Raw genomic sequence first — 23889 nt, 5'->3', positions numbered from 1 at the left:
AACTATCATAGCTTATTTGTCGTTCCATCCAGGGAAACGCAGTTGTAAAATGAAAGCAGCTCAAGAGAGTACATCCAATCACGATGAAAAACGAAATGGAGGAATGACAGTGAAGAAACGATTTCGATATGGCGCGGCGGCAGCGGCACTGATGCTTTCCATGAGTGTGGCAGGTTGTGCGGGAGGAAGCAAAACAGCGCAGACATCCGCGGCAGCCACACAGGCAGAAGCAGCAGAAACCAGTGAAGAAACCGCAGATGCAAAAGAACCAGGTACAGAGGAAACATCTTCGGAAGAAACAACATCCGTTCAGGGTGGCGCCATTCTTTCCAATGATGCGCTTCCGTTCAAGCTTGGTCAGAAGATTGATTCTCCATCCTTCACCGGAACTGCCTACATTGAATCTATGATCCAGAATGATGACACCTATCATTTTCCGGCCACCAATCATATTACCTTTGAGCCGGGAGCCCGCAGCAGCCGGCACAGCCATGGCGGCATGGTACTTCTGGTAACAGGCGGCATCGGTTACTACCAGGAAGAAGGAAAGCCTGCACAGATTTTAAGAAAAGGGGATGTGGTAAACATTGAACCTGGTGTGCGGCACTGGCATGGAGCGGCACCGGACAGCTGGTTTTCCCAGATTGTCATTTTTGATTCCAATTATACCCCGGAGGCAGACGCACCGGAAGAAACATCGGTTACCGAGGAAGAATACAAGAATCTGGAAACCGAAGAATATACCGGACGCACCACGACTCCGGATAATGAATTTATGTTTGAACGCGCGCCGGAGGCCATGATGGCAGATACCTTCAGCGGCCCTACTTACGTATCTTCACTGATCGGCGCAGATAATGCAGCCGGAGCGCCGGATCTTCATTATGTTGTATTTGATCCGGGCGTCATCAACAACTGGCATACCCATGAAGGCGGTCAGATCCTGATTGCCACAGACGGAATCGGGTACCATCAGATTGAAGGCGAACCGGTTCAGGTTCTGTATCCGGGAGATGTAGCATTCTGCCCGCCGGGCGTGAAGCACTGGCACGGAGGAAGCGCAAACACAAAATTCGCCCACATTGCAGTAAATACAAACCCGGAATTAACGGGGCTGGAATGGTTTGACCGGATTTCAGACGAAGAATACGCAGCTTTGCCCACGGAAAAACCGGCAGAGACAACTTCTGGAAACGAATCTGATAGATAACCAGTCTGGAAGAATCCAGACAAAAACAGAAACAATGCATGAAAGGAGATTTCACTATGAACGATTTTACTTATTCTTATCCGGTAAAGGTTTATTTTGGCACGGATGCGGCAAAGAAAGCCGTCTCTCAGGAACTTGGCAAATATGGAAAGACTGTGATGGTTGCCTATGGCGGCGGATCCGTAAAAAAGAGCGGTGTTTATGATGCAGTCGTTTCCATGCTGAAAGAGGCAGGAAAAGAAATTGTGGATTTTTCGGGCATCATGCCGAATCCAACCTACGCGAAAGTGCAGGAAGGCGCGGCACTGGCAAAAGAAAAACAAGTGGATTTCATTCTGGCCGTAGGCGGAGGTTCTGTCATTGACTGCTGCAAGATCATTTCCGCACAGGCGAAGACAGAGAAAGATATCTGGGAGATGGAGTTTACGGATCATGTATTCCCAACGGAATTTGTTCCTATGGGCGCGATTGTGACCGCAACCGGAACCGGTGCTGAAATGAACAATGGTGCCGTAATCACTCATGAAGAAAAGAAAATAAAGACAGGTGTCTGGGGCGCGTTTGCAAGTTTTGCAGCACTGGATTATGACTATATGAAATCCCTTCCGGCAAAGCAGGTGGTTTCCGGTGCCTTTGATACCTTAAGCCACTGCATGGAAACCTATTTTGGAAGTCCGCGCACAGCCAATGTTTCCGACGAAATTAACGAAGCAATTATGCGCAATACGATCCGCAATCTTCGCGTGGTAGCGAAAGATTTTCTGGACGAGAACGCAAGACGTGAGCTGATGTGGGATTCTGCTATGGCAGAGAATGGAATCCTGAAGCTTGGAAAAGTGACAGATTTCCAGGCCCATATGATCGAACACCAGCTTGGCGCTTACACAGACTGTAATCATGGATGCGGTCTGGCAGTCATTCACCCGGTATTATACCGCCATATTTATAAAGATGCAGTCAGTCGTTTTGCTCATTTTGCAGAAGCAGTCTGGGGCGTATCCGCAGAAGGAAAGACCCAGGAGGAGACAGCACTGGCAGGCATTCAGGCACTGGCAGATTTTATCCGGGAGATCGGCCTTCCGACCAATTTTAAAGAACTGGGAATTGAAGCAGATGAAAACATGCTGCACGCAGTTGCAGAAAGTACCGTCACCACACCGGGCTGCTGCAAAAAGCTGACTGCAAACGAGATTTTCGAGATTCTGACGGAGTGCAGATGAGGCGGCTGCTGATGGCAGCGCTTATGTGCAGTTCAAAGTGGGATGGCGGATATGATACCATAACAAATGCAGAGGTTCCGGTCTATTTTGTAATCGGAGATTCGGATGAATACTATGGGGCAGAACCGTTTCGTCAGGACATCCAAAGCAGAATCCTTTAGACAGTACAGAATCATGAAAGGACGGATAAGACAATGAGAATGAAACTGGAATCAGGAAAGCGGTATGCGGCACTGGCTTTAAGTGCTGTAATGCTTGCAGGCTGCGGGAATGCAGCAGGAACAAAAGTGACACAGGCAGAAACGACTGCAGCTACGGAGACGGAAGCACAGACAGAGGCCGCAGAAGAACAGGCCGATGGCGTTGTAAAGACAACCGCCGGTCTGGTGCAGGGAACAAAAGAGAACGGAATTTACCGTTATCTCGGTGTTCCGTATGCAGAAGCAAAAGAGCGGTTTGTACCGGCAGAGGAGGTAACTCCGTGGGAGGGTATCCGCATGGCAGATACCTATGGACCGATGTCTCCGCAGGCACAGATCTCCGGCGTGGATGGAGAAGCTTCCCAGGATGGCACAGACAATAACAGCCAGAACTTAAATATCTGGACTCCGGGTGTGAATGACGGAAAGAAACGTCCGGTTATGGTATGGCTGCATGGCGGCGGATTTTCCACCGGTTCCGCCAACGAGGATGGTTATGATGGAGAAGCGATCAGCAGCAGCGGAGATGTGGTTGTTGTCTCTGTAAACCACAGACTGAATGTATTCGGCTATCTGGATCTCTCCGCATATGATGATAAATACAAATATTCCGCAAATGTTGGTCTGATGGATATTGTGGATTCCCTGAAATGGATTCATGATAACATTGAAGCCTTTGGCGGAGATCCGGAGAATGTAACTCTGTTTGGCCAGTCCGGCGGCGGAGCGAAAGTTCTGGCCATGATGACTTCTCCGTACGCGAAGGGTCTGTTTGAAAAAGGCATTGTTCAGAGTGGTGCCACGGAAACCATGGGTGTTAAGTTTAATACCCAGGAGTCCAGCACGGTTCTTGCGGAAAATATCCTGAAAAACTTAAATATCACTCCGGAAAATCTGGAAGAAATCCAGAATGTTTCCGTGGAGGATCTGGAAGCTGCTGCATCCGATGCCCTTGTTCAGACCGGCGAACAGTTACAGATTCCGACCTGGACCGGAGATTCCTATGCGGTAGACTGGGAACCGGTTGTAGATGGAGATTTTCTTCCAACCGATCCGGTAACAGATGATTCCTTTGCTGAGGCAGGAAAAGATATTCCGCTGTTGATTGGCAGCAATTTAAATGAGTGGACTGGTTATTTTGAGTCTGATCCGGTTACACCAACCGACGAACTGACAGAAGCATTAAAAGAAGCGTACCCGGATAAAACCGATCTGACTGCGGAACATGTAGATACGACTCTGATCCGTCTGCCAATCTTAAAGATTATGGCGCACAAAGCAGACCAGGGCGGTGCACCGGTTTATGGATATGTGTTTACTTACGGAAATTCCTTCCACGGTGCGGAAATCCCATATGTATTTGACCATCCGGAGGACAATGAAGATCAGAAAGCTCTTGCTGCTCAGATCAGCCAGGCGTGGATCAACTTCGCAAGGAACGGCGTACCGGAGGCTGACGGAATGCCGGAGTGGGAGCCCTACACCAGAGAAGGCGGCGCTACGATGATTCTGGATACACAGTCGAAACTGGTTCATAACCATGACCAGAAGCTGTTAAAAATCCTGGCACCGGATTATGTTTACTAGGTCGCAGGTTCCGGGCAGAACGAAGGTAAAATTGACGGTAGATATTCTTATGACAGCAGTTCTGCTCGGACTTATGACATACTCCTTTATAGGAGAAAAAGCCCATGAATGGCTGGGAATGGTCATGCTCCTCTTATTCGTTTTTCATCATATTCTCAACTTTTCATGGCTGAAAGGACTCGGCAGGGGAAAATACTCCCCTTACCGGGTTTTTCAGACTGTGATTGTCATTTTGATTTTTTTCTGTATGTTTGGCTCTATGGTCAGCGGGATCCTGATTTCCCAGTATCTTTTTTCTGAATGGACCAGTCAGTACCTTTATGAGAGTGCTTCCCTGGCCCATTTGTTTTGTGCATACTGGGGATTTATGCTTATGAGCATGCACATTGGACTGCACTGGCGCATGATTATGGGAATCATGAAAAGCAGGATGAAGAAACCATGTCCGACTATACTTGGGCGGTGCCTGCGCATTCTGGCAGCGGGAATCGCGCTTTACGGAGCATATCGTTTTATACATAACCGGATTCCGTCGTATTTGTTTTTGCAGACTCATTTTGTCATGTATGATTTTGACGCGACACTGCTCCGTGTGCTGAGGGATGAACTGGCGATAATGGGACTGTTTCTATATCTTGCCTATCATACAGGCGGAATCTTACAGAAAACCAAGAAAAAGGAGAACTAAAATTATGAAAGCAAAGAATTTAATTACCATGGTACTGGCAGGCGCTTTTTCCGTCAGTCTTCTGGCTGGATGCGGCGCTTCCAAAACAACAGAGAGCAGCGCTGCTTCTTCTGCGGCCCAAACGGAGACTCAGAGCAGTACTGCAGATACCACGGCAGCAGAATCTTCGGAACAGGCAGAGAGTAACACGGAAGAAAGTGCTGAAAACACAGCAGATAAAACAAACTCCGAAACTGGAAAGACACTGGTTGTTTATTACTCTGCCAGCGGAAATACAGAGCGTGTCGCAAAGGCGGCAGCTGAGGCAGCAGGAGCTGATCTGTTTGAAATTGTGCCGGTGGAACCGTATACCAGCGATGATTTAAACTGGAGAAACAATGACAGCCGTGTATCCAGGGAACACGATGATGAGAGCCTGCGGGATGTGGAACTGGTTTCCACGGAAGTAGAAAACTGGGATTCCTACGATACCGTTCTGATCGGATACCCGATCTGGTGGGGCATTGCGGCATGGCCGACCGATGGTTTTGTAAAAGCCAATGATTTTACCGGAAAGACCGTTATCCCGTTCTGTACTGCTGCAAGTTCCGGAATTGGACAGAGCGGAAAACTGCTGGCTGACCTTGCAGGAAGCGGAGACTGGCAGGAAGGACAGCGTTTTGCTTCCGGTGCGTCTGACAAGGAAATCGCAGCCTGGGTTGCAGGACTTGGATTAGCAAAATAAAGAAATATGGGGGAATATAGATCCATGAAAGATTTTCAGTTAAGAAATGATACAAAGCTTTTGTTCCGCAATGATCCAGTGTCGGATCTAACCAGGCTTGTGAAAGGAAAGAAGGTTCTGTTTGTATATGGAGGCGGTTCTGTAAAAAAGAATGGCTGCTATGAGGATAACTGCAATGCGGTGAAACAGAGCGGAGTCAGCTTATATGAGGCAGGAAATTCTTCCAGAGAACGTGTTGATATTCAAAGAGGCATACAGATGGTCCAAAAACACCAAATTGATCTGGTCATTGGCGCTGGCGGGGCAAGCATTATGGACTGCGCAAAACTGATTGCTTTGGGAAGCTGTCATGAAGATTTCTGGGAATATGTAAAAGGCAGAAAAAATCCATATGGATTAAAGAAACTTCCCCTTGTACTGATGCCAACGTATCCGTCCAGTGGTTCTGAGTATGGCCTTGGAGCAGTTGCAGCTGATGCCGGAACAAATGATTTTGGCACTGCATATGGAATTGCGGCAGATTATGCGATTCTGGCTCCGAAATATTCCCTGTCTCTTAGCCGGGAAATGACCGCTTATACAGCGCTGGTTACGCTGGTTCAGCTGTCTGCGTCCACTCTTGGAGATAAAAATCCGGTGTCCTACGACTGTGGAATTTCGATTATCCGAAATGTCCTGAAGGCAGCAAAACAGCTGAAGGAAAATCCGGAAGACCTGGATGCCCGTGGTGTTGTTTTATATGGAGCATCGATTTCTACGTCCGGACGGCTTGGCATTGGAAAAGAAGAAAATTACAGTTATGATATTTATGAGGCAGAGTTTATCCCGGAAGTATTATGGGGCGTTCCTTACCGGAAAAGTCTTACTACCATATTTCCAAGATTTTTAAAGGCCATGTCTGTTTATCATGAAGCAGATATTCAGGCCTTTATTCAGGATGCCTTTGGATATGAAGGAGATATTGCGGAATCTACAGAAAAGATCACAACATTATTTTCTGAACTTGGTATTGATATGTACTTTGATGGAGAAGTCGATGAAAAGGCCATTGCCGGAATTTCCATTGATACCGTGTTATCGACTGAAGAAGTCACGGATATGATACGCGAGTCTATGCGTGATATGCGATAAAAGTCAGGAAAAGGAATAGAGACGAAATGAAAGTATTACTAGTAAACGGCAGTCCGCACAAGAGCGGCTGCACCAACAGAGCTTTGGAGGAGGTTGCGGCAACGCTCCAGAAAGAAGGAAGCGAGACAGAAATGTTCTGGATCGGCAATAAACCAATTGGCGGCTGCATCGCATGCAAACGATGTGTCCAGACCGGAAAATGTGTATTTGACGATGTTGTCAATACCTGCCGCGAAAAAGCTTACAAAGCAGATGGTTTCGTGTTCGGCACACCGGTTCACTACGGCGCAGCCAGCGGCAATATGACGGCATTCATGGACCGTCTGTTTTATTCCGAACTGGGTGGAAACCAGAACAAAGCATTTTACTTAAAACCTGCTGCAGCTGTTATTTCTGCGAGACGTGCGGGTACTACCGCAGCTTTTGACCAGATGAATAAATACTTTACCATTCAGGAGATGCCGGTTGCATCATCCCGTTACTGGAATATGGTGCACGGTGCGGTGCCGGAGCAGGTAGAGGAAGATCTGGAAGGCCTCTATACCATGCGGGTTCTTGGCAGAAATATGGCATACCTGTTGAAATGCCAGGAAGCAGCAAAAAAGGCCGGTGTAGCGCTGCCAGAGCGGGAACCAGCCATTTTTACGAATTTTGTGAGATAAAAATGATGCATAGAGAGGTAACAAATGGGTAAAAAATTTGCCGGAAAAGCAAATGTGAAAACAAAGAAGAAGCCGGAAAAAGGTTCTATCATTCTTGCAGCCGGTGTGATTGTATGTATTCTGGGACTGATTGCCGCAATCTGGTGGTCTGTATCCAGACGTTCTGTTGGACGTCTGGAAATCTCAGTAAATGAAGAGGGAGAACTGGCCATGACAATGGAAGCTTTTGAAAAACAGGAATGACATTACTCATCCATCTGTCCAACTGTCATCAGAAACTGCAGCAGTTCTTTGGACGGATTCTTGGAATAGATCAGTCCATAGGGCATGGTGTAGTCCCAGTCCACCGGCAGCGTGGTTAGCAGCGGATGCACTCCCTTCCAGCATTCCGCAGACAACAGAAATTCATTGGAGGATACAAGCTGATTGAACTGGTTGATATCAGAATAATCGATTCCTTTTAAGTGAATCTGGGGATGGTGTGCCTCAATTTCATTCCAGACGGGAGTAAGTAGTATAATTGCTGACTTCCCGACGGCCAAGCAGCAGTGTTTTTCCGTGCAGGTCTTCCAGTGACAGGATTTCTTTGTCAGCCAGCGGATTCATCTTGGAACAGGTGACGCACAGCGGCAGATCACAAAGATAGAACGAGTTATAGCGGTCTCCCCAGTAACTGGTCTCATAAGGACAGGACAGCATATCAATCTTTGTTCCGAGATTGTCCAGTACCTCCAGAAAGGCCGGAACTGTATCTTCAAAAGGAATAATTTCCAGATGGAAGTTCGGATGAAGCTTCGCGGCGTGCTGCCACTGCTTCAGCAGAATATCCGCCGGGTTCATGAGAGAAACGCCAATGCGTATCGCATGATCCTGGCGGTTTTCCATTTCATGGGCTTTCTGCAGAACGGTATTGGAATGGCGGATCATCTTTTTGGCTTCCGTGTAGATAAGTTCTCCTGCTTCGGTGAGAGTAAGTCCCTGGGTGCTGCGGTGGAAGAGCTTTACATCCAGATGGCTTTCCAGAAGATTGATCTGCTTGGTCACGGCATTGGCGGATATATAGAGTTTATCGGCTGCCTTCAAAAAGCTTCCGCTGTCGGCAACCTGGATAAAGGTATCTAAGTGATGATTGTACATAATGATATTCCTCTCTCTTTGATCTGTACTGCGGCAGCCTTGCAAAACAGCCACAGCACGTTCACACCTTTTGGTTGGCACTATTATAGCTTTTTTTGCGTTCCAATTCAAGCACCGGAACGGTAAAATGAAATCAGAAACAAAAAGCATAAGCGAACTTAAGGAGGATTTTATGAGAAAGAAAAAATGGATGAACTTGGCGGCAATTGCCCTTGCCGGTGCAATGTTTGCTACCGGATGCGGAAGCAGTGCGGGAAGCGCAGCCCAGGCAACTACCCAGGCAGCACAGACGGAAAGCAGTGCAGAAGAGACAGCTGCCCAGGAGAATGCAGAAGCAGAGGAGACCGCAAAAGAGGAAGCAGTTGGCGCTTTGGTCATTAAAGCGCAGGGTATCTTTACAGCAGGCGGTACAACCGTTAATTCCGATGGAACCTTCGATCCGGAAAACCAGTGGGAAGAAACCGGAGTAGGGCAGACAGCCCATGTGGACCACGCCAATGTGCTTTATCAGATCCCGGAGGATGAGACCGAACTTCCGATGGTATTTCTTCATGGTTACGGTCAGTCCCGCATGGGCTGGATGACAACACCGGACGGTCGTGAGGGATGGTCCGATATGTTTCTGAGAAAGGGCCACAGTGTATTCTTAATCGATGAGCCGCGCCGCGGCGAGGCAGGTTCTACCTCTGTAAGCGGAGACATCAGCACCAAGACCCTGGATCAGCGCTGGTACACCCAGTTCCGTATCGGACGCTGGGAAGATGGAAAATCCGTTGCCAACGAAGGTTCTCAGTTCCCAAATGATGACGAATCCGTAGACCAGTTCTTCCGCCAGATGACTCCGGATACCGGCATGACCTCCGATATGGGCGCTGACTTTGACGGCGATATGGTAGCACAGGCCGTTGCCGCAACCATCGATAAAGTTTATGAGATGACCGGTAAAAATTCTATCCTGGTTACCCATTCCCAGGGCGGCCGTGCAGGCTGGCTGGTTCCGCAGTATACAACGCATATTGCTTCGATTATCGCGATCGAGCCGGGCGGAGCACCAGGTGCAGATACAGAAGAATACAAGGCAATCGCAGAACAGAATTTCCCAATCAGCATTTATTTCGGTGATTACATTGACAATGGAGATCCGGAAATTCAGGCAACAGCCAGCTGGCAGGGAATGCGCCAGACCTGTTATGATTTTGAGGACGCATACAATGCCCAGGGAGGAAACTGCACGGTAGTAGATCTTCCAAAGGAAGGAATCACCGGAAATGACCATTTTATGTTCCAGGATCTCAACAATGATGTCATTGCAGATCATGTAGAGAACTGGATTCAGGAAAATGTAAAGTAGCAGAAGTAACAGGGGCAGCGTATGAAAGCAATCATTGTGTATTACTCCCGGAGCGGAGAGAATCTGGTCAACGGGACCTTGAAAAACTTAAAGATCGGCAATACGGAAATGGCAGCCCTGATCCTGCAAAAAATCACGGGAGCAGATCTGTTCCGGATCGTTCCAAAACAGGACTATCCAGAAGAATACTGCCATTGCATTGATCTGGCCAGACAGGATCTGCTGCGGAAGAAACGGCCGGACTTAAAAGCGGTGCCAGAGCACCTGGAGACATATTCCAGAATCTATCTGGGCTATCCCAACTACTGGGGAACCATGCCAGCACCGGTATTTTCCTTTCTGGAGCAGTCCGATCTTTCAGGAAAGGAGATCTGGCCATTCTGCACCCATGAGGATGGCGGATTCGGGCATAGTCTGGAAGATCTAAAGCGGGTATGTCCGGCATCCGTGATTGCGGACGGACTTTCCATACGCGGGGCAGAGGTTCAAAATGAAACAGAAGCAATGGAACACTGGGTGACAATGTAAAGAAGGAAGCACTTCGATGATGAGACGACTGTGGAAAATCATGGTATCAGTTTTTGTATTATCCGTCCTGATGGGCATGACTGCTTTCGCGGCAGGCTGGACCACGGGACAGGGAAGCAACAGTTCCAGATGGTGGTATGATCTTGGGAACGGACAGTATTATGGAAATCCCGAGGAAACGGTAGAATGGCAGTGGCTGGATGGAAACGGAGATGGTGTTGCAGAATGTTATGCTTTTGACCAGGCAGGCTGGATGTACGCAGGAACGGAAACGCCGGATGGCTACCGGGTAAATTCCGATGGTGCATGGGTTGTGGATGGAAAAGTCCAGACCAGAAATGTAGAAGCAGGGTATGCAGGAAGCAGAGCACAGGCTGACCAGAACGCACAGGATACCCAGAGTAACCAGACCGATACAGCTGGCAACAGAATTCTGATCGCGTATTTCTCTCATACCGGCACGACACGGAATGCAGCCAGACGGATTCAGGATGTCACCGGAGCAGATATGTTTGAAATCACAGTAACCTCTCCGTATCCGGACAGTTACCAGAGTACGGTAAACCGGGCCAGACAGGAACTGGATCAGAATGCCAGACCAGAACTTGCCTCCAGTGTCAGCAATATGGATGACTATGATGTGATCCTGGTAGGCTATCCAATCTGGTGGCATACCGCGCCGATGGTCATTGACACCTTCCTGGAGTCCTATGACCTGACTGGAAAGAAAATCATCCCGTTCTGCACCAGCGCCGGAAGTACAGCAGAAGAAAGCATGCCAGACATCCGCAGACTGGGAGCCAGCCGCGGAGCAGAAGTCGGTAGCGGACTGACTGCAAACTCCAGCAGCAGAAGCGAGATTGGAAACTGGTTACAGCAGAATGGAGTTTCTGTTCAGAAATAAATGATAAGTGAAAAAATGCAAGGCAATCCCATAAGCAGGAGAGCCTTGCATTTTTTATTCTGCTCCCAAATAGGTCCGCAGCAGTTTTAGGAAGTTGTGGGCGGGCGGAGACAGCGTTTTGTTTTTCTTGCGGATAACTCCAAGCGGACGGATAATAGCCGGCTCGATCGGAATGATTTTGATGTTTGGCGGACATTCAATCGCACAGAGATGGGATAAAAACGTGACTCCAAGTCCATTGCTGACAAATTGAAGAATGTCGGAACCGCTTAAGGTGTCTACAGTAAAAGCCGCATTAAAAATGGAGAGATTTGTTCCCAAGAAAAGCGGTCAGCAGATCTCTTTATAAAGAATGCGGCCCATTGGGAATCCGGGTACTGATCATTGAGCCAGGCGCATTCCGCACAGGATTTTACGGTGCACTGCGTGGGGCAAAATCACATATTGCAGATTACGAGAACACCGTGAGCAGCATGTATCTGGAAAATGTAAATGACCAGCAAAACCAGCCTGGAGATCCGGTACGTGCAGGAAAAACCATTGCTCAGATTGTAGGACTGGAGTCCATCCCCAAACGCCTGCCTCTTGGAAGTGATTCTGTGGCCACATTAAAAACCGAGTATGAAAGCCGGTTAAGTGAAATGGATACATGGAAAAATTATAGTTTCAGCAGTGATTTTGATTGATCATAACTGTATATTACAAACAGCCATCGGCCGTCGGAATATTCATCCGGTGGTCGTTTTATATTCTGAATTGCGTGATAGACATAATTCTTTCTATTACAGAAAGACTCATAGTTCTGTCAGCAGGAATGCCATATACAATGGCAATGTAAGGATCTGTTCGGTACGCCCGACGTTGTAGTCCCCAAGCTTAATTGCATAGTAGACGTGATACTTTTCTGGATGGCGTAAAATTGTTTTTGTGCTTTTGGTATTACCGGTTGCCGCCTTGACTTCGACCAGGCTACATTCCCCCTGGTATCGAATCACGAAATCCACTTCCAGTCCACTGTCCTTATGAAAATAATATAACTTACGTCCCATTTTCCCAAAAATGTCCGCATGCCCACGACATGTTTATAATTTTTCTTTGCAAAATCAAGAACAGAAAATGTTTTCCCACATTGCCTGCAGCCCTTAATGATTAATGGTTTATGATTTTCCGTGTTTTTCCAGTCGGTCAATTTTTGTTCCATTTTCCGCTTTAACATAATGACTTCACCTCCGTGTTTATTTTATTATAATTTGAATATACAACTTTTTGAATGGAGTTTTAAATCAAAATATAAACTTTTTCAAACGACTTCTTTGTAAAAACAGCATTTTATTCAAACGACTATTACATATAAATGTCAATTTTTTGTGAGAGGTTGATAAAATCCAGAGTTTCCTGCAGCTCAGCCATTTGCTTTTCTACGGCCTGTTTCCGTTCCATAATAGCGCAGAGTTGTTGGGGGTACATTCATAATTTCTGCTGCTTCTTTAATTGTATAGGACATGAAACAATCCTCCTCGTTAAAATTTTTGAGAAACATGTTAAAAATACTGGGACCCGGGAAAGATTACCTTGCGGAAACGCATGAAATACCGTATAATAGCTTAGTTTGATAGATGAAGATTTACCAGGAACCAAGCACAAAATAGTTAGGAATAAGAAACGTATATGAGAAAATTAGCATTAAGTGATGAGATCCTCTTATCGGTGCAGCAGCCTGCCCGGTATCTGGGTAATGAGATGAACGTGATCGTGAAAGATCCGTCTAAGGTGGACATTCGGTTCGCCATGTGCTTCCCGGACGTTTATGACATTGGTATGTCCCATCTGGGAATCCAGATCCTTTATGATATGTTTAACAAGTACGAGGACGTATACTGTGAGCGCGTATACTCCCCGTGGACAGACCTTGATAAGGTCATGAGAGAGAAACATATCCCATTATTTGCCCTTGAGTCCCAGGACCCGGTGAGAGCGTTTGATTTCCTTGGAATTACACTCCAGTATGAGATGTGTTACACCAATATCCTTCAGATCCTGGATCTTTCCGGGATCCCGCTCCATGCGGAGGAGAGAACCTGGGAGGATCCGATCGTGATCGGCGGCGGTCCGTGCGCATACAACCCGGAGCCGATCGCGGCATTCTTTGACATGTTCTATATCGGTGAGGGCGAAGTTTCCTACCGGAAGCTCCTGGATGTCTATAAGGAATCCAGAAAGAACGGGGATTCCAGACTGGAATTCTTAAAGAAAGCGGCCATGATCCCGGGAATCTACGTCCCGTCGTTATATGAGGTGACTTACAAGGAAAACGGAACGATCGAGAGCTTCCTTCCGAAGGAAGCCGGGATCCCGGAGAGGGTAGAAAAGCAGCTCGTTATGGAGATGACCGAGTCCGTTTACCCGGAAAAACCGCTGGTTCCGTTCATCAAGGCGACCCAGGACCGTGTTGTCCTGGAGATCATGCGCGGTTGTATCCGCGGCTGCCGTTTCTGCCAGGCCGGAATGATCTACCGTCCGGTCCGCGAGAAAAATGTGGAACATCTGAAAGAGCTGGCATATAAGATGTTAAAAAATACAGGACATGAGGAGATCTCATTAAGCTCCTTAAGCTCCAGTGATTACCGCAGCCTTGAGGAACTTGTTACCTTCCTGATCGACACATTCCACGGAAAGGGCGTGAATGTTTCCCTTCCGTCCCTGCGTATCGACGCGTTCTCCCTCGACGTTATGAGCAAGGTGCAGGATGTCAAGAAGAGCAGCCTTACCTTTGCGCCAGAGGCAGGCTCCCAGCGCCTCAGAAACGTCATCAATAAGGGCCTTACCGAGGAAGATATCCTGAACGGTTCTGCGCTGGCGTTCAAGGGCGGCTGGAACCGTGTAAAGCTCTATTTCATGCTCGGACTTCCGACGGAGACGGTCGAAGATATGGAAGGGATCGCCCTGCTCTCCGAGAAGATCGCGGAGAAGTATTACGAGATCCCGAAGGACCAGAGAAACGGAAAGGTGCAGGTCGTTGCAAGTACCTCCTTCTTTGTTCCGAAGCCATTTACCCCGTTCCAGTGGGCGCAGATGAGCACGAAGGAAGAATTCCTCGGAAAAGCGCGCGTCGTAAACCACAAGATGCATGAGATGTTAAACCACAAGAGCTTAAAGTACAACTGGCACGAGGCGGATGTGACCGTCCTTGAGGGCGTTCTGGCCCGAGGAGACAGGAAGGTTGCCGCTGTCATCGAGGAGGCTTACCGACAGGGTGCACTCTATGATGCGTGGTCTGAGACTTTTAAGAATGATGTCTGGATGAACGCATTTGAGACATGCGGCGTGGATATTGATTTCTACACGACGAGAGCGCGTTCCCTCGACGAAGTATTCCCATGGGATTTCATCGATACCGGTGTGACGAAGGAATTTTTAAAGAGAGAATGGATCAATGCGACGAAAGAGACCGTTACCCCGAACTGCCGGATGAGATGCTCGGGATGCGGCGTGAGAAGATTTGGGGGAGGTGTCTGTTATGAAGATCAGAATTAAGTTTTCCAAGCAGGGAGCGATGAAGTTCATCGGACATCTCGACACGATGCGGTATTTTCAGAAGGTGATGCGCCGCGCGGATGTGGATATCCGCTATTCGGAAGGTTTCTCCCCGCACCAGATCATGTCCTTTGCGGCTCCGCTCGGTGTCGGCCTCACGGGAAGCGGAGAGTACCTCGATATCGAAGTGTTGTCCACGGATTCCTCTGTGGAGATGGTAAAACGCTTAAATGAGACGATGGTCGAGGGCGTGGAGGTCTTAAGCTACCGTCTGCTCCCGGACAATGCGGAGAATGCGATGAGTATCGTCGCAGCCTGTGACTACACGATCGTCCTGAGGGATGATTACGAGAACGGACTCTCCATGACGGCGGAGGAGTTCTATACAGGAATCCTTGATTTCATCGAAAACGGGAACCTTAATATCGTGAAAAAGACGAAAAAGGGCGAGAAGGAAATGGACTTAAAGCCCCTGATCTACAAGGCACACCGCGCGGAGAACGGAGACGGATTGTTCCTCCAGTTATCTTCCGGAAGTGCTGCCAACGTAAAGCCGGAGCTCGTTCTTGAGGCGTACTGCAAGTCCATCGGAAAAGAGTATCCGCAGTTTGCATTCCGCATCAACCGTGAGGAAGTTTACGCGGATGCAGGAGACCATGATTTTGTGACTCTGGAATCATTCGGGGAAGAAATTGGAGAAAAGATTGGATAAGCTGATCATTACGGCACTGCGCGGGAAGACCGCCGCAGTGCTTTTTGAAAATGGACGTGCCGTCCGGATCGATTTTGAGCCGGAGGCGGCAGAGGAAGAGACGGGGGTCATCTTCGTCGGAAAAGTAAAGAATATCGCAAAGAACATCAACGCGGCCTTCGTGGAGTACCGGCCGGGAGTCAACGGGTTTTACAGCTTGAAGGAGAACAGTTGCCCGCTGTATGCGGACGGGAAGCCGGATCATGGCCCGTTAAAAGCGGGGGATGAGATCCTTGTCCAGGTGGAGCGGTCCGCCGTGAAGACGAAGGACGCAGTCCTCACCTCGAATCTCACACTGACCGGCCAGACGGCGGTGCTTACTGCGGGGAAGAGTTCCCTCGGGATCTCCGCAAAGATCCGCGACAAGGAATGGCGGGAGGCGGCAAAACGCCGCTGGGAAGAGACTTCCCACGGAAACTGCGGTCTCGTCATCCGCACAAATGGGGAGACAGCCGGGCTCGACGCGGTGTTTGCAGAGTTTGAATCACTGTTTGAGCGTTACCGGGAGATCTGCAGGATAGCGGCGAGCCGGACATGCTGCAGCGTGCTGTACCGGCCGGAGAGCTTTGCAGTCCGCACGGTGCGGGATCTGAAGATCTCGGAAGGTCTTGAGGTTGTTACGGACCTGCCGGAAGTTTATAAGGAACTTCAGGATGCACTGGGAACGGCGGTTCTTCCGGATGCGATTTCCGGTGCATCTCCCAATGCGGCTGGCTCCGGAGAGCACGCCGCAGGCATGGGCGCAGGGAGACCGGTGATCCGGTTTTATGAGGATGAATTTCCACTCACCGCGCTCTATCACCTGGAGACGATCCTGTCGCAGGCGCTCGCGAAGACGGTCTGGCTGAAATCCGGCGGAAATCTTGTGATCGAGCCGACGGAGGCGCTCACGGTGATCGACGTCAATACGGCAAAGAGTGTCTCAAAGAAAACTTCGGAGGAGACGTATCTGAAGACGAATCTGGAGGCGGCGGAGGCGATCGCTGTCCAGCTGAGACTCCGAAATCTCTCCGGGATCATCATCGTTGATTTTATCGACATGAAAGAGGAGGAGAGCCGGAAAGCGCTCCTGGCGGCGATGCGGCGGGCGGTTGCTGCCGATCCCGTAAAGACAGTCCTCGTGGACATGACGCCGTTAGGCCTTGTGGAGCTCACGAGAAAGAAGATCCGGCGGCCGCTGCATGAGCAGGTGCGGGTGTAGACAGAAAGAAGATAACAGTTGGTGAACGGAAAAAATCTTCGCTCTGAATGAAGATATTCACTGGGAGAGCTGGATTTCAGATATGAAGAGAGAGCCCCCGGAGACAGAAAATAAAAATGTAAAAAATTGCAGAAAAAGTGATTGACAACAAGAAAAGTATTTGATATAGTTATCTAGTGTGCCGCACAGTGAGGTTTCCAAGGACTCCTTAACGGAGGACACCATAACTGGCGAGTAATGATAATAGGAGGTGCAATATGTACGCGATTATTGCAACTGGCGGTAAGCAGTATAGAGTAGCCGAGGGCGACAGCATCAAGATCGAGAGAATCGACGCAGAGGTTGGTTCTGCAGTAACTTTTGATCAGGTTCTTGCTGTTAACAACGGAGAGCTTACAATCGGATGCCCGACCGTTGAGGGTGCAACAGTATCTGCAACAGTAGAGAAAGTTGGCAAGGGCAAAAAAGTTATCGTTTACAAGTATAAGCGCAAATCTGGCTACCATAAGAAAAATGGCCACAGACAGCTTTATACTCAGGTTAAGATTGAAAAGATCAATGCTTAATTAAGATTATGATTCAGGTAAATATCCTGCGTGACAGGAACGAAGTAGTAAAGGGAATCGATATCAATGGTCATGCTGGCTATGCAGAATACGGACAGGACGTGATTTGTGCTGCTGTTTCCGCACTGGTTCTCAACATGGCAAACTCCGTTGAAACATTTACGGACGATCACTTCGAAGGAAGTGTGGGGGAAGACGGCGGAAGCTTTTCTTTTTCCTTCCCGGATAAAATAAGTTCTGAGTCGCAGCTCCTCATGAAATCCCTGATCCTCGGACTCGAAAACATCCGGGATGAATATGGAGCAGAATATATCAAATTTCGATTCAGGGAGGTGTAACGATATGTTTAAGATGAACCTTCAGTTATTTGCTCATAAGAAAGGTGTTGGTTCCACAAAGAACGGACGTGATTCTGAGTCCAAACGCCTTGGAGCTAAGAGAGCAGACGGACAGTTCGTATTAGCTGGCAACATCCTTTACAGACAGCGCGGAACAAAGATCCATCCGGGTCTTAACGTAGGCATCGGCGGCGATGATACATTATTCGCAAAAGTTGACGGTGTTGTTAAGTTTGAGAGAAAGGGCAGAGACAAAAAACAGGTTTCTGTATATCCTCAGGCAATCAACGAATAATAACGAAGAGCTCCATACTGGATGGTATGGAGCTTTTTTAAGATTAGATGGCAGTGTAACAGTGAGACTCGGGATTCATGGAAACAGGAAAGAAAGGTTTTGCTGTTACATTTTTTATAGGTAAAAGATTGTAACAATCCAGTAGGTCTGCGCACTTGCTGCGCTGACCGTAATAAGACACAGGCTTGAGGATACTGAGTAGTTACAAAAGATTTATTGAGAGGACGGTTTTCCATGTTTACAGACAGTGCAAAAGTATTTATCAGATCAGGAAACGGCGGAAACGGACATGTAAGCTTCCGGCGTGAACTGTATGTTCCGAATGGAGGACCTGACGGCGGTGACGGCGGAAGAGGCGGAGACATCATCTTCGAAGTGGATGATGGATTAAATACGCTCGTAGATTTCCGTCATGTAAGAAAATATGCGGCCGGAAATGGCGAGGAAGGCGGAAAACGCCGCTGCCACGGCGCTGACGGAAAGGACCTGATCGTCAAGGTCCCGGAAGGTACTGTCGTTAAGGACCTGGAAACCGGAAAAGTGATCACGGATATGTCCGGCGAAAATCGCCGTGAAGTGATCTTAAAGGGCGGAAAGGGCGGCCTTGGAAATATGCACTTCGCAACAGCGACGATGCAGGTTCCGAAATATGCCCAGCCGGGACAGCCGGGACAGGAACTCTGGGTACAGCTGGAGTTAAAGGTGATCGCGGATGTGGGACTTGTCGGATTCCCGAACGTCGGAAAATCCACCCTGTTATCCCGCGTTTCCAATGCGAGACCGAAGATCGCAAACTACCATTTCACGACCCTGAATCCGCACCTTGGCGTTGTAAATCTCGGTGACGGGAACAGCTTTGTAATGGCGGATATCCCGGGACTGATCGAGGGCGCATCCGAGGGAGCCGGTCTTGGACATGAGTTCCTTCGTCATATCGAGCGCACGAAAGTCCTGCTCCATGTGGTTGACGCGGCTTCCGTAGAGGGACGTGATCCGATCGCGGATGTTCATGCGATCATGGATGAGCTTTCCGCCTACAACCCGGAGCTTTTAAAGCTTCCGCAGGCGATCGCAGCCAACAAGCTGGATGCAGTTTATGATGAGGGCGCAGATCCGCTTGCAGATTTAAAGAAAGAGTTCGAGCCGATGGGGATCCCGGTATTCGGAATCTCCGCAGTCAGCGGCGAGGGCGTGAACGATCTTCTGTATTATCTCTATGACGTGATCAAAAATACAGACCGCACACCGAAGATCTTCGAGAAAGAGTTCGAGATCGAGTATGTCGGCGATCGTTCCCTTCCGTACACGGTCGAGAAGGATGAGGACGGCATTTACGTGGTCGAGGGACCGAGGATCGAGAAGATGCTCGGATACACGAACCTTGATTCCGAGAAAGGCTTTGACTTCTTCCAGAAATTCTTAAAGCAGTCCGGAATCCTTGCAGATCTTGAAAAAGCGGGGATCCAGGAGGGCGATACCGTCCGCATGTACGGACTCGTATTTGATTACTATAAATAATGCGCCGGAGCTTCCCGGGCGTTTCATGGGAACATCCAGGGAGCCGCGCTTTTCCATATATGAAAAGGAGTTATTATGACAAGCAAACAGCGTTCCTATTTAAAGGGACTTGCAATGACGATGGATGCCGTTTTACAGATCGGTAAATCCAGCCTCACACCGGAGATCACAAAATCGGTTGAGGAAGCATTAAACGCGAGAGAGCTGATCAAGATCCACGTTCTGAAGAACTGTGCGGATGACGGAAAAGACCTTGCACAGATCCTTGCAGAGCGTACTCATTCTGAGGTTGTACAGGTGATCGGAAAGATGATCGTTCTGTACAAACCGGCGAAGGAAGAGAAAGACCGGAAGATCGTTCTTCCGTAATTGCCGCGGAAATACCTGTATTCCTGAATGTCCGCTTTGTGCCGGAAATTTGCGAAAGTGATCTCCGCACGGACTGCGGAACGGGAAGAACAGGAAAAACGATAATCCTGTCGGTAATGGAGGATCCTATGAGACGCGTTGGTATTCTTGGGGGAACATTTGACCCGGTCCATAACGGACACCTGCTCCTTGGAGAACAGGCTCACCGGGAGTATGGGCTGGATGAGATCTGGTTCATGCCGTCTCATGTTCCGCCGCACAAAAAAGATCATCATATCACAGACGGAGCGGCGCGCATCCGGATGCTGGAGCTTGCCACGGAATCCGTTCCGTATTTTTCGGTCTCCGATTTTGAGATGGGACGCGAAGGAAATACCTACACGGCGCAGACACTGGCGCTTTTGAAGGAAGCGTACCCGGATATCGAGGTCTATTTTATCATCGGGGCAGATTCCCTGTATCAGCTGGAATCCTGGTATCATCCCGAACAGGTGATGGCACAGGCGGTACTCCTGGTCTCCGGAAGGACATACGAGGACGGCGGTGTTTCCCTTGAAGATGAGGTTTCTTACCTCAATAAAAAATATGGGGCTGATATCCGGATCCTCCACAACCCGAAGATCGAGGAAGCGTCCGCGGATATCCGGAAACGGGCGGCGCTGGGGGAGGACCTCTCGAAAGACACGCCCGAAGCCGTTGCAAATTACATCAGGGAAACAGGATTGTACAGGAAATAGAGGCAGGTAAACTGCAAGGAGACAGTCCGGCTCCTGACTGTAATAAAACAGGTGAAAACGAAGGACCCGTGCGGGAGATATCCCGGCGGGGCAGATTCAGAAAGAAGATTCATTATGGATAGTCGGGTACCTGAAATCAGAAAACATTTAAAGAAAAAACTCGATGCGTACCGGTACGAGCACACGCTCGGCGTAGAATTTACCTGTCAGGCGCTTGCAATGCGGTATGGGTACGATCTTGATAAAGCCGATCTTGCGGGACTTCTGCATGATTCGGCAAAACGCTTTGAAAATCCGGTCATGCTTCAGAAATGTCTGGACCGCGGGATCCCGGTGACAGCCGAGGAAGAGCGCGACCCGTCCCTGCTCCATGCGAAACTCGGGGCGTGGATGGCTGAGAACAAATATGGAGTGGATGATCCGGAGATCTTAAGCGCGATCACCTGCCATACGACGGGAAAGCCGGGCATGAGTCTGCTCGACAAGATCCTCTATGTGGCGGATTATATTGAACCGAGACGGTCCAAGGCGGCAAATCTTCCTGAAATGCGGAAGCTTGCCTTTATTGACCTGGATCAGGCATGCTTTGAGATCATGGAGAGCATTCTCGAGTATCTGAAGAGCACCGGGTGCCAGATCGATCCGATGACGGAGGCGGCCTGCCAGGATATGCGCCGTGTCGTTTCAGAAAAACAGAAAGAGACAGCCGGCGCGGCCGGAGAGACCGATCAAGACAAGGAGGAACAATCAGTTGAATCAGTCAAAAGAAATGGTAAAGCTTGCAGTCGAGGCTTTGGAAGAGAAAAAAGGCGAAGATGTAAAAATTATCGACATTGAAGGCGTTTCCGTGATCGCGGATTACTTCGTTCTCGCGAGCGCTTCCAACGCAAACCAGACACAGGCATTAGTTGATAACGTGGAGGAGAAGCTCTTCAAGGCAGGTTACGAGTGCCACCAGAAAGAAGGCAGCATGAGCTCTACATGGGTACTCATGGACTACGGCGATGTGATCGTACACGTATTCTCCAAGGAAGACCGTCTGTTCTATGATCTTGAGAGGATCTGGAGAGACGGAAAGATCGTGGAGTCGGTGGACGAGCTGTAGAAGAGATGTATATATACGAAAACAGGGATGACGGATTTAGATTGATCCGTACATCTCTGTTGTTTCTTATTCTGCATCATCCGGAAAACCGAAGATAAGAGAAAAATCCACCCGGTCGGAATCAGTCTGTTTATTGATGCTGATATGATCGGCGGCCGAGATGATCATACGCATTCTCTTTTCACTCGGCGTAATATCGATGCCGCACTGACTGCTGAAAGTTGCCGTGATGTCATGCCACGGGTCTTGCTGGATTTTCAGTCTGGAACCGGTGATCTCCGCAAAGTCTTTCAGAATCGGCAGGAAAGCGGCATCAAACACTGGGACATTACAAATGTATCCGATTTTGAAAATATGTTTGTAGGATACTGGTCTCATCCTGAATTCACAAAACGAGCAGGTACCTGGAACAACGGCACCTTCATTCCAACAATCTAAACTCACCAATTTACCCAAAGAAAAAGCACGAACCCAGCGTCCGTGCTTTTTCTTTACCTGAAAAAACGATGATTCACAGAATTTCAAAAATCTCCCTGCTCAGTCCTGCATTACATACGCGATTCAAGATTTTCAATCATATCCATCATTTCTTTCCTAAAATCTTCTTCTGTGCCTTTTTTCGCCTTTTCCAGTATGGATTTCAGAATCCGAGTTGTTTCCTGATACATGTGGTTGATTGCTTTGGTCTCTATCTTTTTCTCATAACTGAGATCACCGGTCAAAGAAAGAGAAAAACGTATTTCCGCAGGCTGGAGCGGGATCTGAAATACCAGCAAATTGGAAAGCAGCAGCTCCGGTTCAACGCCAAAGAGTTCCGCCATTCTTTTCACGTTATCCGAAATCAGTTCAGCATTGTCTTTTTGAAACTCTGTCCGTAAAGATTCCTCGATGCACGGGTTCTCCGTGATTTCATAGGGAGTACCGCCGATCTTTCTCATAAGCAAAATGCTTGGAAAGTTATCCGGGTATACCTTGCTGTGGAGTTTCTTCACATGATATTCATTCTTACAGATTTCCAGTAACCGAACCAAAGCGGCATATCCAATCCCCTGATGACGGAATCTTTCAAAAAGTTCCAGCCCAAATTCCTGAACTTCTTCGCCCAGTTTCAGAATGGAAGCAAATCCGCAGATCTGATCGCCCATAAGAACGGCATAATGAGCCTCGGTATCGGCAAACATGGCTTTCCACGATCGGTCGTTCGCTTCTTCGTCCTGCAGCATGCGTTTGTTTACCCATGTTTCATTTTCCAATTCGAAGTATGTCTCCTTATCCGAATCCAGAAGTTTTCTTAATTCAATGTTCATACCCATCATTTCCTTTGCGTGTTCGATCATTATGGGTCCATTCTATCATAATGCAGGTAAAAAGGACAGCAGGCGGAGTGCCGTAATTACACTTAACCTGCGTCTCCGAAGTGCCGCGTGGGATTCTATGTTTCTCTTATACACAAGTGTGTGATTGACGCAGTCCGTGCGGCGGCTTATACTGGAGACAGAATAAATTGAACGTACTGGGAGAATCATTTTATGGCAAAAACTATCATATACATTCACGGCAAAGGCGGTAATGCCGAAGAAGCCATTCATTATAAGCCGCTTTTTGGCAACTGTGATGTCATTGGTTTTGATTATGAATCGCAGACACCATGGGAGGCCAGGGAAGAATTTCCGAAATTCTTTGACACGGTCTGCCGGAATGCTCAGCCTGTGGAAATCATTGCCAACAGCATAGGAGCTTTCTTTTCCATGAACGCTTTAACGGACAAAAAAATCAGCAAAGCTTATTTTATTTCACCAGTCGTAGACATGAAAAAGCTGATTTCTGATATGATGCTGTGGGCCAATGTTACGGAAGAAGAGCTTAAGTGCAGGAAGAATATCCCGACAGCGTTCGGTGAAACACTTTCATGGGAATATCTTTGTTATGTAAAAGAACATCCTGTTGCGTGGAATGTTCCGACACACATTTTGTACGGGGATCGGGATAGCCTGACATCTTATGAAACCATTTCCTGTTTTGCAGACCAGATTGGTGCCACACTGACCGTCATGAAAGGTGGGGAACATTGGTTTCACACGGACAATCAGATGGCATTCCTTGATCAATGGATCAAAAAATATATCTGATCAG

At 48.4% G+C, this 23889-nt stretch carries 32 protein-coding genes; 25 read left to right on the top strand and 7 right to left on the bottom strand.

Annotated features, from left to right (window positions below):
- The first annotated feature begins 109 nt into the window (after positions 1 to 109).
- The 9 genes from ACI3EW_RS08935 to ACI3EW_RS08895 all read left to right on the top strand — a co-directional run bounded on the left by ACI3EW_RS08935 (position 110) and on the right by ACI3EW_RS08895 (position 7665).
- Positions 110 to 1210 carry a cupin domain-containing protein gene (locus ACI3EW_RS08935; protein WP_405581272.1) on the top strand — a complete coding sequence of 367 codons (1101 nt, stop codon included), beginning with the start codon at positions 110 to 112 and terminating at the stop codon, positions 1208 to 1210.
- A gap of 56 nt (positions 1211 to 1266) precedes the next feature.
- Positions 1267 to 2430 carry an iron-containing alcohol dehydrogenase gene (locus ACI3EW_RS08930; protein ID WP_405581269.1) on the top strand — a complete coding sequence of 388 codons (1164 nt, stop codon included), beginning with the start codon at positions 1267 to 1269 and terminating at the stop codon, positions 2428 to 2430.
- Between the two features lie 11 nt (positions 2431 to 2441).
- Positions 2442 to 2591, top strand: a complete 150-nt coding sequence (locus tag ACI3EW_RS08925; RefSeq protein ID WP_405581266.1) for a hypothetical protein — start codon at positions 2442 to 2444, stop codon at positions 2589 to 2591.
- A gap of 33 nt (positions 2592 to 2624) precedes the next feature.
- Positions 2625 to 4217, top strand: a complete 1593-nt coding sequence (locus ACI3EW_RS08920) for a carboxylesterase/lipase family protein (RefSeq protein WP_405581264.1) — start codon at positions 2625 to 2627, stop codon at positions 4215 to 4217.
- A gap of 373 nt (positions 4218 to 4590) precedes the next feature.
- Complete coding sequence (locus tag ACI3EW_RS08915) at positions 4591 to 4905, top strand: hypothetical protein (RefSeq protein ID WP_485662864.1); 315 nt, start codon at positions 4591 to 4593, stop codon at positions 4903 to 4905.
- Between the two features lie 4 nt (positions 4906 to 4909).
- Positions 4910 to 5629 (top strand): flavodoxin, encoded by a 720-nt coding sequence (locus ACI3EW_RS08910; protein ID WP_405581258.1) that lies wholly within the window; start codon positions 4910 to 4912, stop codon positions 5627 to 5629.
- Positions 5630 to 5653: 24 nt separating this feature from the next.
- Positions 5654 to 6760, top strand: a complete 1107-nt coding sequence (locus tag ACI3EW_RS08905) for an iron-containing alcohol dehydrogenase (RefSeq protein WP_405581255.1) — start codon at positions 5654 to 5656, stop codon at positions 6758 to 6760.
- A 26-nt stretch (positions 6761 to 6786) separates the two neighbouring features.
- Positions 6787 to 7422: a flavodoxin family protein gene (locus ACI3EW_RS08900; RefSeq protein ID WP_485662863.1), complete on the top strand. Its 636-nt coding sequence runs from the start codon at positions 6787 to 6789 to the stop codon at positions 7420 to 7422.
- A gap of 24 nt (positions 7423 to 7446) precedes the next feature.
- Positions 7447 to 7665 carry a hypothetical protein gene (locus ACI3EW_RS08895; protein WP_485662862.1) on the top strand — a complete coding sequence of 73 codons (219 nt, stop codon included), beginning with the start codon at positions 7447 to 7449 and terminating at the stop codon, positions 7663 to 7665.
- 2 nt (positions 7666 to 7667) lie between these two features.
- Here ACI3EW_RS08895 and ACI3EW_RS08890 read toward each other — a convergent pair whose 3' ends face one another.
- Positions 7668 to 7796 carry a hypothetical protein gene (locus ACI3EW_RS08890; RefSeq protein ID WP_405581249.1) on the bottom strand — a complete coding sequence of 43 codons (129 nt, stop codon included), beginning with the start codon at positions 7794 to 7796 and terminating at the stop codon, positions 7668 to 7670.
- 118 nt (positions 7797 to 7914) lie between these two features.
- A complete protein-coding gene (locus tag ACI3EW_RS08885) occupies positions 7915 to 8559 on the bottom strand; it encodes a LysR family transcriptional regulator (protein WP_485662860.1) in 645 nt (214 codons plus the stop codon).
- Positions 8560 to 8731: 172 nt separating this feature from the next.
- Here ACI3EW_RS08885 and ACI3EW_RS08880 point away from each other — a divergent pair, with 172 nt between their 5' ends.
- From ACI3EW_RS08880 to ACI3EW_RS08870, 3 genes are read left to right on the top strand one after another with little or no spacing between them, the layout of a single operon-like run.
- A complete protein-coding gene (locus ACI3EW_RS08880) occupies positions 8732 to 9910 on the top strand; it encodes an alpha/beta hydrolase (RefSeq protein ID WP_405582513.1) in 1179 nt (392 codons plus the stop codon).
- A gap of 21 nt (positions 9911 to 9931) precedes the next feature.
- The gene (locus tag ACI3EW_RS08875) at positions 9932 to 10438 is read left to right on the top strand and encodes a flavodoxin (RefSeq protein ID WP_405582516.1); all 507 of its coding nucleotides are present in this window, start codon (positions 9932 to 9934) and stop codon (positions 10436 to 10438) included.
- A gap of 16 nt (positions 10439 to 10454) precedes the next feature.
- Positions 10455 to 11342: a flavodoxin gene (locus ACI3EW_RS08870; RefSeq protein WP_405582519.1), complete on the top strand. Its 888-nt coding sequence runs from the start codon at positions 10455 to 10457 to the stop codon at positions 11340 to 11342.
- Positions 11343 to 11396: 54 nt separating this feature from the next.
- On the opposite strand, the gene ACI3EW_RS08865 is transcribed toward ACI3EW_RS08870, so the two are convergent.
- Positions 11397 to 11663 carry a LysR family transcriptional regulator substrate-binding protein gene (locus ACI3EW_RS08865; RefSeq protein ID WP_405582522.1) on the bottom strand — a complete coding sequence of 89 codons (267 nt, stop codon included), beginning with the start codon at positions 11661 to 11663 and terminating at the stop codon, positions 11397 to 11399.
- A 143-nt stretch (positions 11664 to 11806) separates the two neighbouring features.
- On the opposite strand from ACI3EW_RS08865, the gene ACI3EW_RS08860 reads away from it, so the two are divergent.
- Positions 11807 to 12028: a Rossmann-fold NAD(P)-binding domain-containing protein gene (locus ACI3EW_RS08860; protein ID WP_405582525.1), complete on the top strand. Its 222-nt coding sequence runs from the start codon at positions 11807 to 11809 to the stop codon at positions 12026 to 12028.
- 305 nt (positions 12029 to 12333) lie between these two features.
- Here ACI3EW_RS08860 and ACI3EW_RS08855 read toward each other — a convergent pair whose 3' ends face one another.
- Positions 12334 to 12558, bottom strand: coding sequence for a hypothetical protein (locus ACI3EW_RS08855; protein WP_405582528.1), 225 nt, complete (start codon positions 12556 to 12558; stop codon positions 12334 to 12336).
- A 186-nt stretch (positions 12559 to 12744) separates the two neighbouring features.
- The gene (locus ACI3EW_RS08850; protein WP_405582531.1) at positions 12745 to 12846 is read right to left on the bottom strand and encodes a MerR family DNA-binding transcriptional regulator; all 102 of its coding nucleotides are present in this window, start codon (positions 12844 to 12846) and stop codon (positions 12745 to 12747) included.
- A gap of 164 nt (positions 12847 to 13010) precedes the next feature.
- Here ACI3EW_RS08850 and ACI3EW_RS08845 point away from each other — a divergent pair, with 164 nt between their 5' ends.
- The 11 genes from ACI3EW_RS08845 (at position 13011) to rsfS (ending at position 21756) form a co-directional block, all read left to right on the top strand.
- Positions 13011 to 14876 (top strand): TIGR03960 family B12-binding radical SAM protein, encoded by a 1866-nt coding sequence (locus tag ACI3EW_RS08845; protein ID WP_405582534.1) that lies wholly within the window; start codon positions 13011 to 13013, stop codon positions 14874 to 14876.
- The gene (locus ACI3EW_RS08840) at positions 14860 to 15588 is read left to right on the top strand and encodes a TIGR03936 family radical SAM-associated protein (RefSeq protein ID WP_118529888.1); all 729 of its coding nucleotides are present in this window, start codon (positions 14860 to 14862) and stop codon (positions 15586 to 15588) included. The genes ACI3EW_RS08845 and ACI3EW_RS08840 overlap by 17 nt, the downstream gene beginning before the upstream one ends.
- The gene (locus ACI3EW_RS08835) at positions 15581 to 16828 is read left to right on the top strand and encodes a ribonuclease E/G (RefSeq protein ID WP_485662857.1); all 1248 of its coding nucleotides are present in this window, start codon (positions 15581 to 15583) and stop codon (positions 16826 to 16828) included. Before ACI3EW_RS08840 ends, ACI3EW_RS08835 begins: the two co-directional genes overlap by 8 nt.
- Before the next feature lie 257 nt (positions 16829 to 17085).
- On the top strand, positions 17086 to 17394 hold the full coding sequence (gene rplU, locus ACI3EW_RS08830) for a 50S ribosomal protein L21 (protein ID WP_021905027.1): 309 nt from the start codon (positions 17086 to 17088) through the stop codon (positions 17392 to 17394).
- Between the two features lie 8 nt (positions 17395 to 17402).
- On the top strand, positions 17403 to 17732 hold the full coding sequence (locus ACI3EW_RS08825) for a ribosomal-processing cysteine protease Prp (protein WP_015554472.1): 330 nt from the start codon (positions 17403 to 17405) through the stop codon (positions 17730 to 17732).
- A 4-nt stretch (positions 17733 to 17736) separates the two neighbouring features.
- Positions 17737 to 18027, top strand: coding sequence for a 50S ribosomal protein L27 (gene rpmA / locus ACI3EW_RS08820; RefSeq protein ID WP_015554473.1), 291 nt, complete (start codon positions 17737 to 17739; stop codon positions 18025 to 18027).
- Between the two features lie 234 nt (positions 18028 to 18261).
- Complete coding sequence (obgE, locus tag ACI3EW_RS08815) at positions 18262 to 19545, top strand: GTPase ObgE (protein ID WP_118322675.1); 1284 nt, start codon at positions 18262 to 18264, stop codon at positions 19543 to 19545.
- A 75-nt stretch (positions 19546 to 19620) separates the two neighbouring features.
- Entirely contained in the window at positions 19621 to 19914 is a 294-nt protein-coding gene (yhbY, locus tag ACI3EW_RS08810; protein ID WP_015554475.1) for a ribosome assembly RNA-binding protein YhbY, read from the top strand.
- A gap of 128 nt (positions 19915 to 20042) precedes the next feature.
- Positions 20043 to 20651 (top strand): nicotinate-nucleotide adenylyltransferase, encoded by a 609-nt coding sequence (gene nadD / locus ACI3EW_RS08805; RefSeq protein ID WP_118529892.1) that lies wholly within the window; start codon positions 20043 to 20045, stop codon positions 20649 to 20651.
- A gap of 114 nt (positions 20652 to 20765) precedes the next feature.
- Positions 20766 to 21488 (top strand): bis(5'-nucleosyl)-tetraphosphatase (symmetrical) YqeK, encoded by a 723-nt coding sequence (yqeK, locus tag ACI3EW_RS08800; protein ID WP_118322677.1) that lies wholly within the window; start codon positions 20766 to 20768, stop codon positions 21486 to 21488.
- The gene (gene rsfS / locus ACI3EW_RS08795; protein ID WP_117484561.1) at positions 21403 to 21756 is read left to right on the top strand and encodes a ribosome silencing factor; all 354 of its coding nucleotides are present in this window, start codon (positions 21403 to 21405) and stop codon (positions 21754 to 21756) included. Before yqeK ends, rsfS begins: the two co-directional genes overlap by 86 nt.
- Positions 21757 to 21822: 66 nt before the next feature.
- Here rsfS and ACI3EW_RS08790 read toward each other — a convergent pair whose 3' ends face one another.
- Both ACI3EW_RS08790 and ACI3EW_RS08785 read right to left on the bottom strand, forming a co-directional pair.
- Positions 21823 to 22281: a hypothetical protein gene (locus ACI3EW_RS08790; RefSeq protein ID WP_215703436.1), complete on the bottom strand. Its 459-nt coding sequence runs from the start codon at positions 22279 to 22281 to the stop codon at positions 21823 to 21825.
- Between the two features lie 23 nt (positions 22282 to 22304).
- Positions 22305 to 23063 (bottom strand): GNAT family N-acetyltransferase, encoded by a 759-nt coding sequence (locus ACI3EW_RS08785; RefSeq protein WP_182426747.1) that lies wholly within the window; start codon positions 23061 to 23063, stop codon positions 22305 to 22307.
- 222 nt (positions 23064 to 23285) lie between these two features.
- On the opposite strand from ACI3EW_RS08785, the gene ACI3EW_RS08780 reads away from it, so the two are divergent.
- Entirely contained in the window at positions 23286 to 23885 is a 600-nt protein-coding gene (locus tag ACI3EW_RS08780; protein ID WP_118297999.1) for an alpha/beta fold hydrolase, read from the top strand.
- Positions 23886 to 23889 lie beyond the last annotated feature (4 nt).

The organism is Pilosibacter rotomagensis (assembly GCF_045062245.2).
In the GTDB taxonomy this organism is placed as follows: domain Bacteria; phylum Bacillota; class Clostridia; order Lachnospirales; family Lachnospiraceae; genus Pilosibacter.
Note: the sequence above shows the minus strand (reverse complement) of the source record. Positions and strands in the feature narration are given on the sequence as shown.

What these genes read in the sequence shown, in the direction of transcription:
- ACI3EW_RS08780 (WP_118297999.1), top strand. Translation starts at nt 23,286, where the DNA reads ATGGCAAAAACTATCATATACATTCACGGCAAAGGCGGTAATGCCGAA.
- obgE (WP_118322675.1), top strand. Translation starts at nt 18,262, where the DNA reads ATGTTTACAGACAGTGCAAAAGTATTTATCAGATCAGGAAACGGCGGA.
- ACI3EW_RS08855 (WP_405582528.1), bottom strand. Translation starts at nt 12,558, where the DNA reads ATGTTAAAGCGGAAAATGGAACAAAAATTGACCGACTGGAAAAACACG.
- ACI3EW_RS08930 (WP_405581269.1), top strand. Translation starts at nt 1,267, where the DNA reads ATGAACGATTTTACTTATTCTTATCCGGTAAAGGTTTATTTTGGCACG.
- ACI3EW_RS08925 (WP_405581266.1), top strand. Translation starts at nt 2,442, where the DNA reads ATGGCAGCGCTTATGTGCAGTTCAAAGTGGGATGGCGGATATGATACC.
- ACI3EW_RS08840 (WP_118529888.1), top strand. Translation starts at nt 14,860, where the DNA reads ATGAAGATCAGAATTAAGTTTTCCAAGCAGGGAGCGATGAAGTTCATC.
- ACI3EW_RS08895 (WP_485662862.1), top strand. Translation starts at nt 7,447, where the DNA reads ATGGGTAAAAAATTTGCCGGAAAAGCAAATGTGAAAACAAAGAAGAAG.
- yqeK (WP_118322677.1), top strand. Translation starts at nt 20,766, where the DNA reads ATGGATAGTCGGGTACCTGAAATCAGAAAACATTTAAAGAAAAAACTC.
- rpmA (WP_015554473.1), top strand. Translation starts at nt 17,737, where the DNA reads ATGTTTAAGATGAACCTTCAGTTATTTGCTCATAAGAAAGGTGTTGGT.
- ACI3EW_RS08910 (WP_405581258.1), top strand. Translation starts at nt 4,910, where the DNA reads ATGAAAGCAAAGAATTTAATTACCATGGTACTGGCAGGCGCTTTTTCC.
- rplU (WP_021905027.1), top strand. Translation starts at nt 17,086, where the DNA reads ATGTACGCGATTATTGCAACTGGCGGTAAGCAGTATAGAGTAGCCGAG.
- ACI3EW_RS08905 (WP_405581255.1), top strand. Translation starts at nt 5,654, where the DNA reads ATGAAAGATTTTCAGTTAAGAAATGATACAAAGCTTTTGTTCCGCAAT.
- ACI3EW_RS08870 (WP_405582519.1), top strand. Translation starts at nt 10,455, where the DNA reads ATGATGAGACGACTGTGGAAAATCATGGTATCAGTTTTTGTATTATCC.
- ACI3EW_RS08900 (WP_485662863.1), top strand. Translation starts at nt 6,787, where the DNA reads ATGAAAGTATTACTAGTAAACGGCAGTCCGCACAAGAGCGGCTGCACC.
- ACI3EW_RS08920 (WP_405581264.1), top strand. Translation starts at nt 2,625, where the DNA reads ATGAGAATGAAACTGGAATCAGGAAAGCGGTATGCGGCACTGGCTTTA.
- ACI3EW_RS08885 (WP_485662860.1), bottom strand. Translation starts at nt 8,559, where the DNA reads ATGTACAATCATCACTTAGATACCTTTATCCAGGTTGCCGACAGCGGA.
- ACI3EW_RS08785 (WP_182426747.1), bottom strand. Translation starts at nt 23,063, where the DNA reads ATGAACATTGAATTAAGAAAACTTCTGGATTCGGATAAGGAGACATAC.
- nadD (WP_118529892.1), top strand. Translation starts at nt 20,043, where the DNA reads ATGAGACGCGTTGGTATTCTTGGGGGAACATTTGACCCGGTCCATAAC.
- yhbY (WP_015554475.1), top strand. Translation starts at nt 19,621, where the DNA reads ATGACAAGCAAACAGCGTTCCTATTTAAAGGGACTTGCAATGACGATG.
- ACI3EW_RS08915 (WP_485662864.1), top strand. Translation starts at nt 4,591, where the DNA reads ATGAGCATGCACATTGGACTGCACTGGCGCATGATTATGGGAATCATG.
- ACI3EW_RS08880 (WP_405582513.1), top strand. Translation starts at nt 8,732, where the DNA reads ATGAGAAAGAAAAAATGGATGAACTTGGCGGCAATTGCCCTTGCCGGT.
- ACI3EW_RS08825 (WP_015554472.1), top strand. Translation starts at nt 17,403, where the DNA reads ATGATTCAGGTAAATATCCTGCGTGACAGGAACGAAGTAGTAAAGGGA.
- ACI3EW_RS08845 (WP_405582534.1), top strand. Translation starts at nt 13,011, where the DNA reads ATGAGAAAATTAGCATTAAGTGATGAGATCCTCTTATCGGTGCAGCAG.
- ACI3EW_RS08850 (WP_405582531.1), bottom strand. Translation starts at nt 12,846, where the DNA reads ATGTCCTATACAATTAAAGAAGCAGCAGAAATTATGAATGTACCCCCA.
- ACI3EW_RS08875 (WP_405582516.1), top strand. Translation starts at nt 9,932, where the DNA reads ATGAAAGCAATCATTGTGTATTACTCCCGGAGCGGAGAGAATCTGGTC.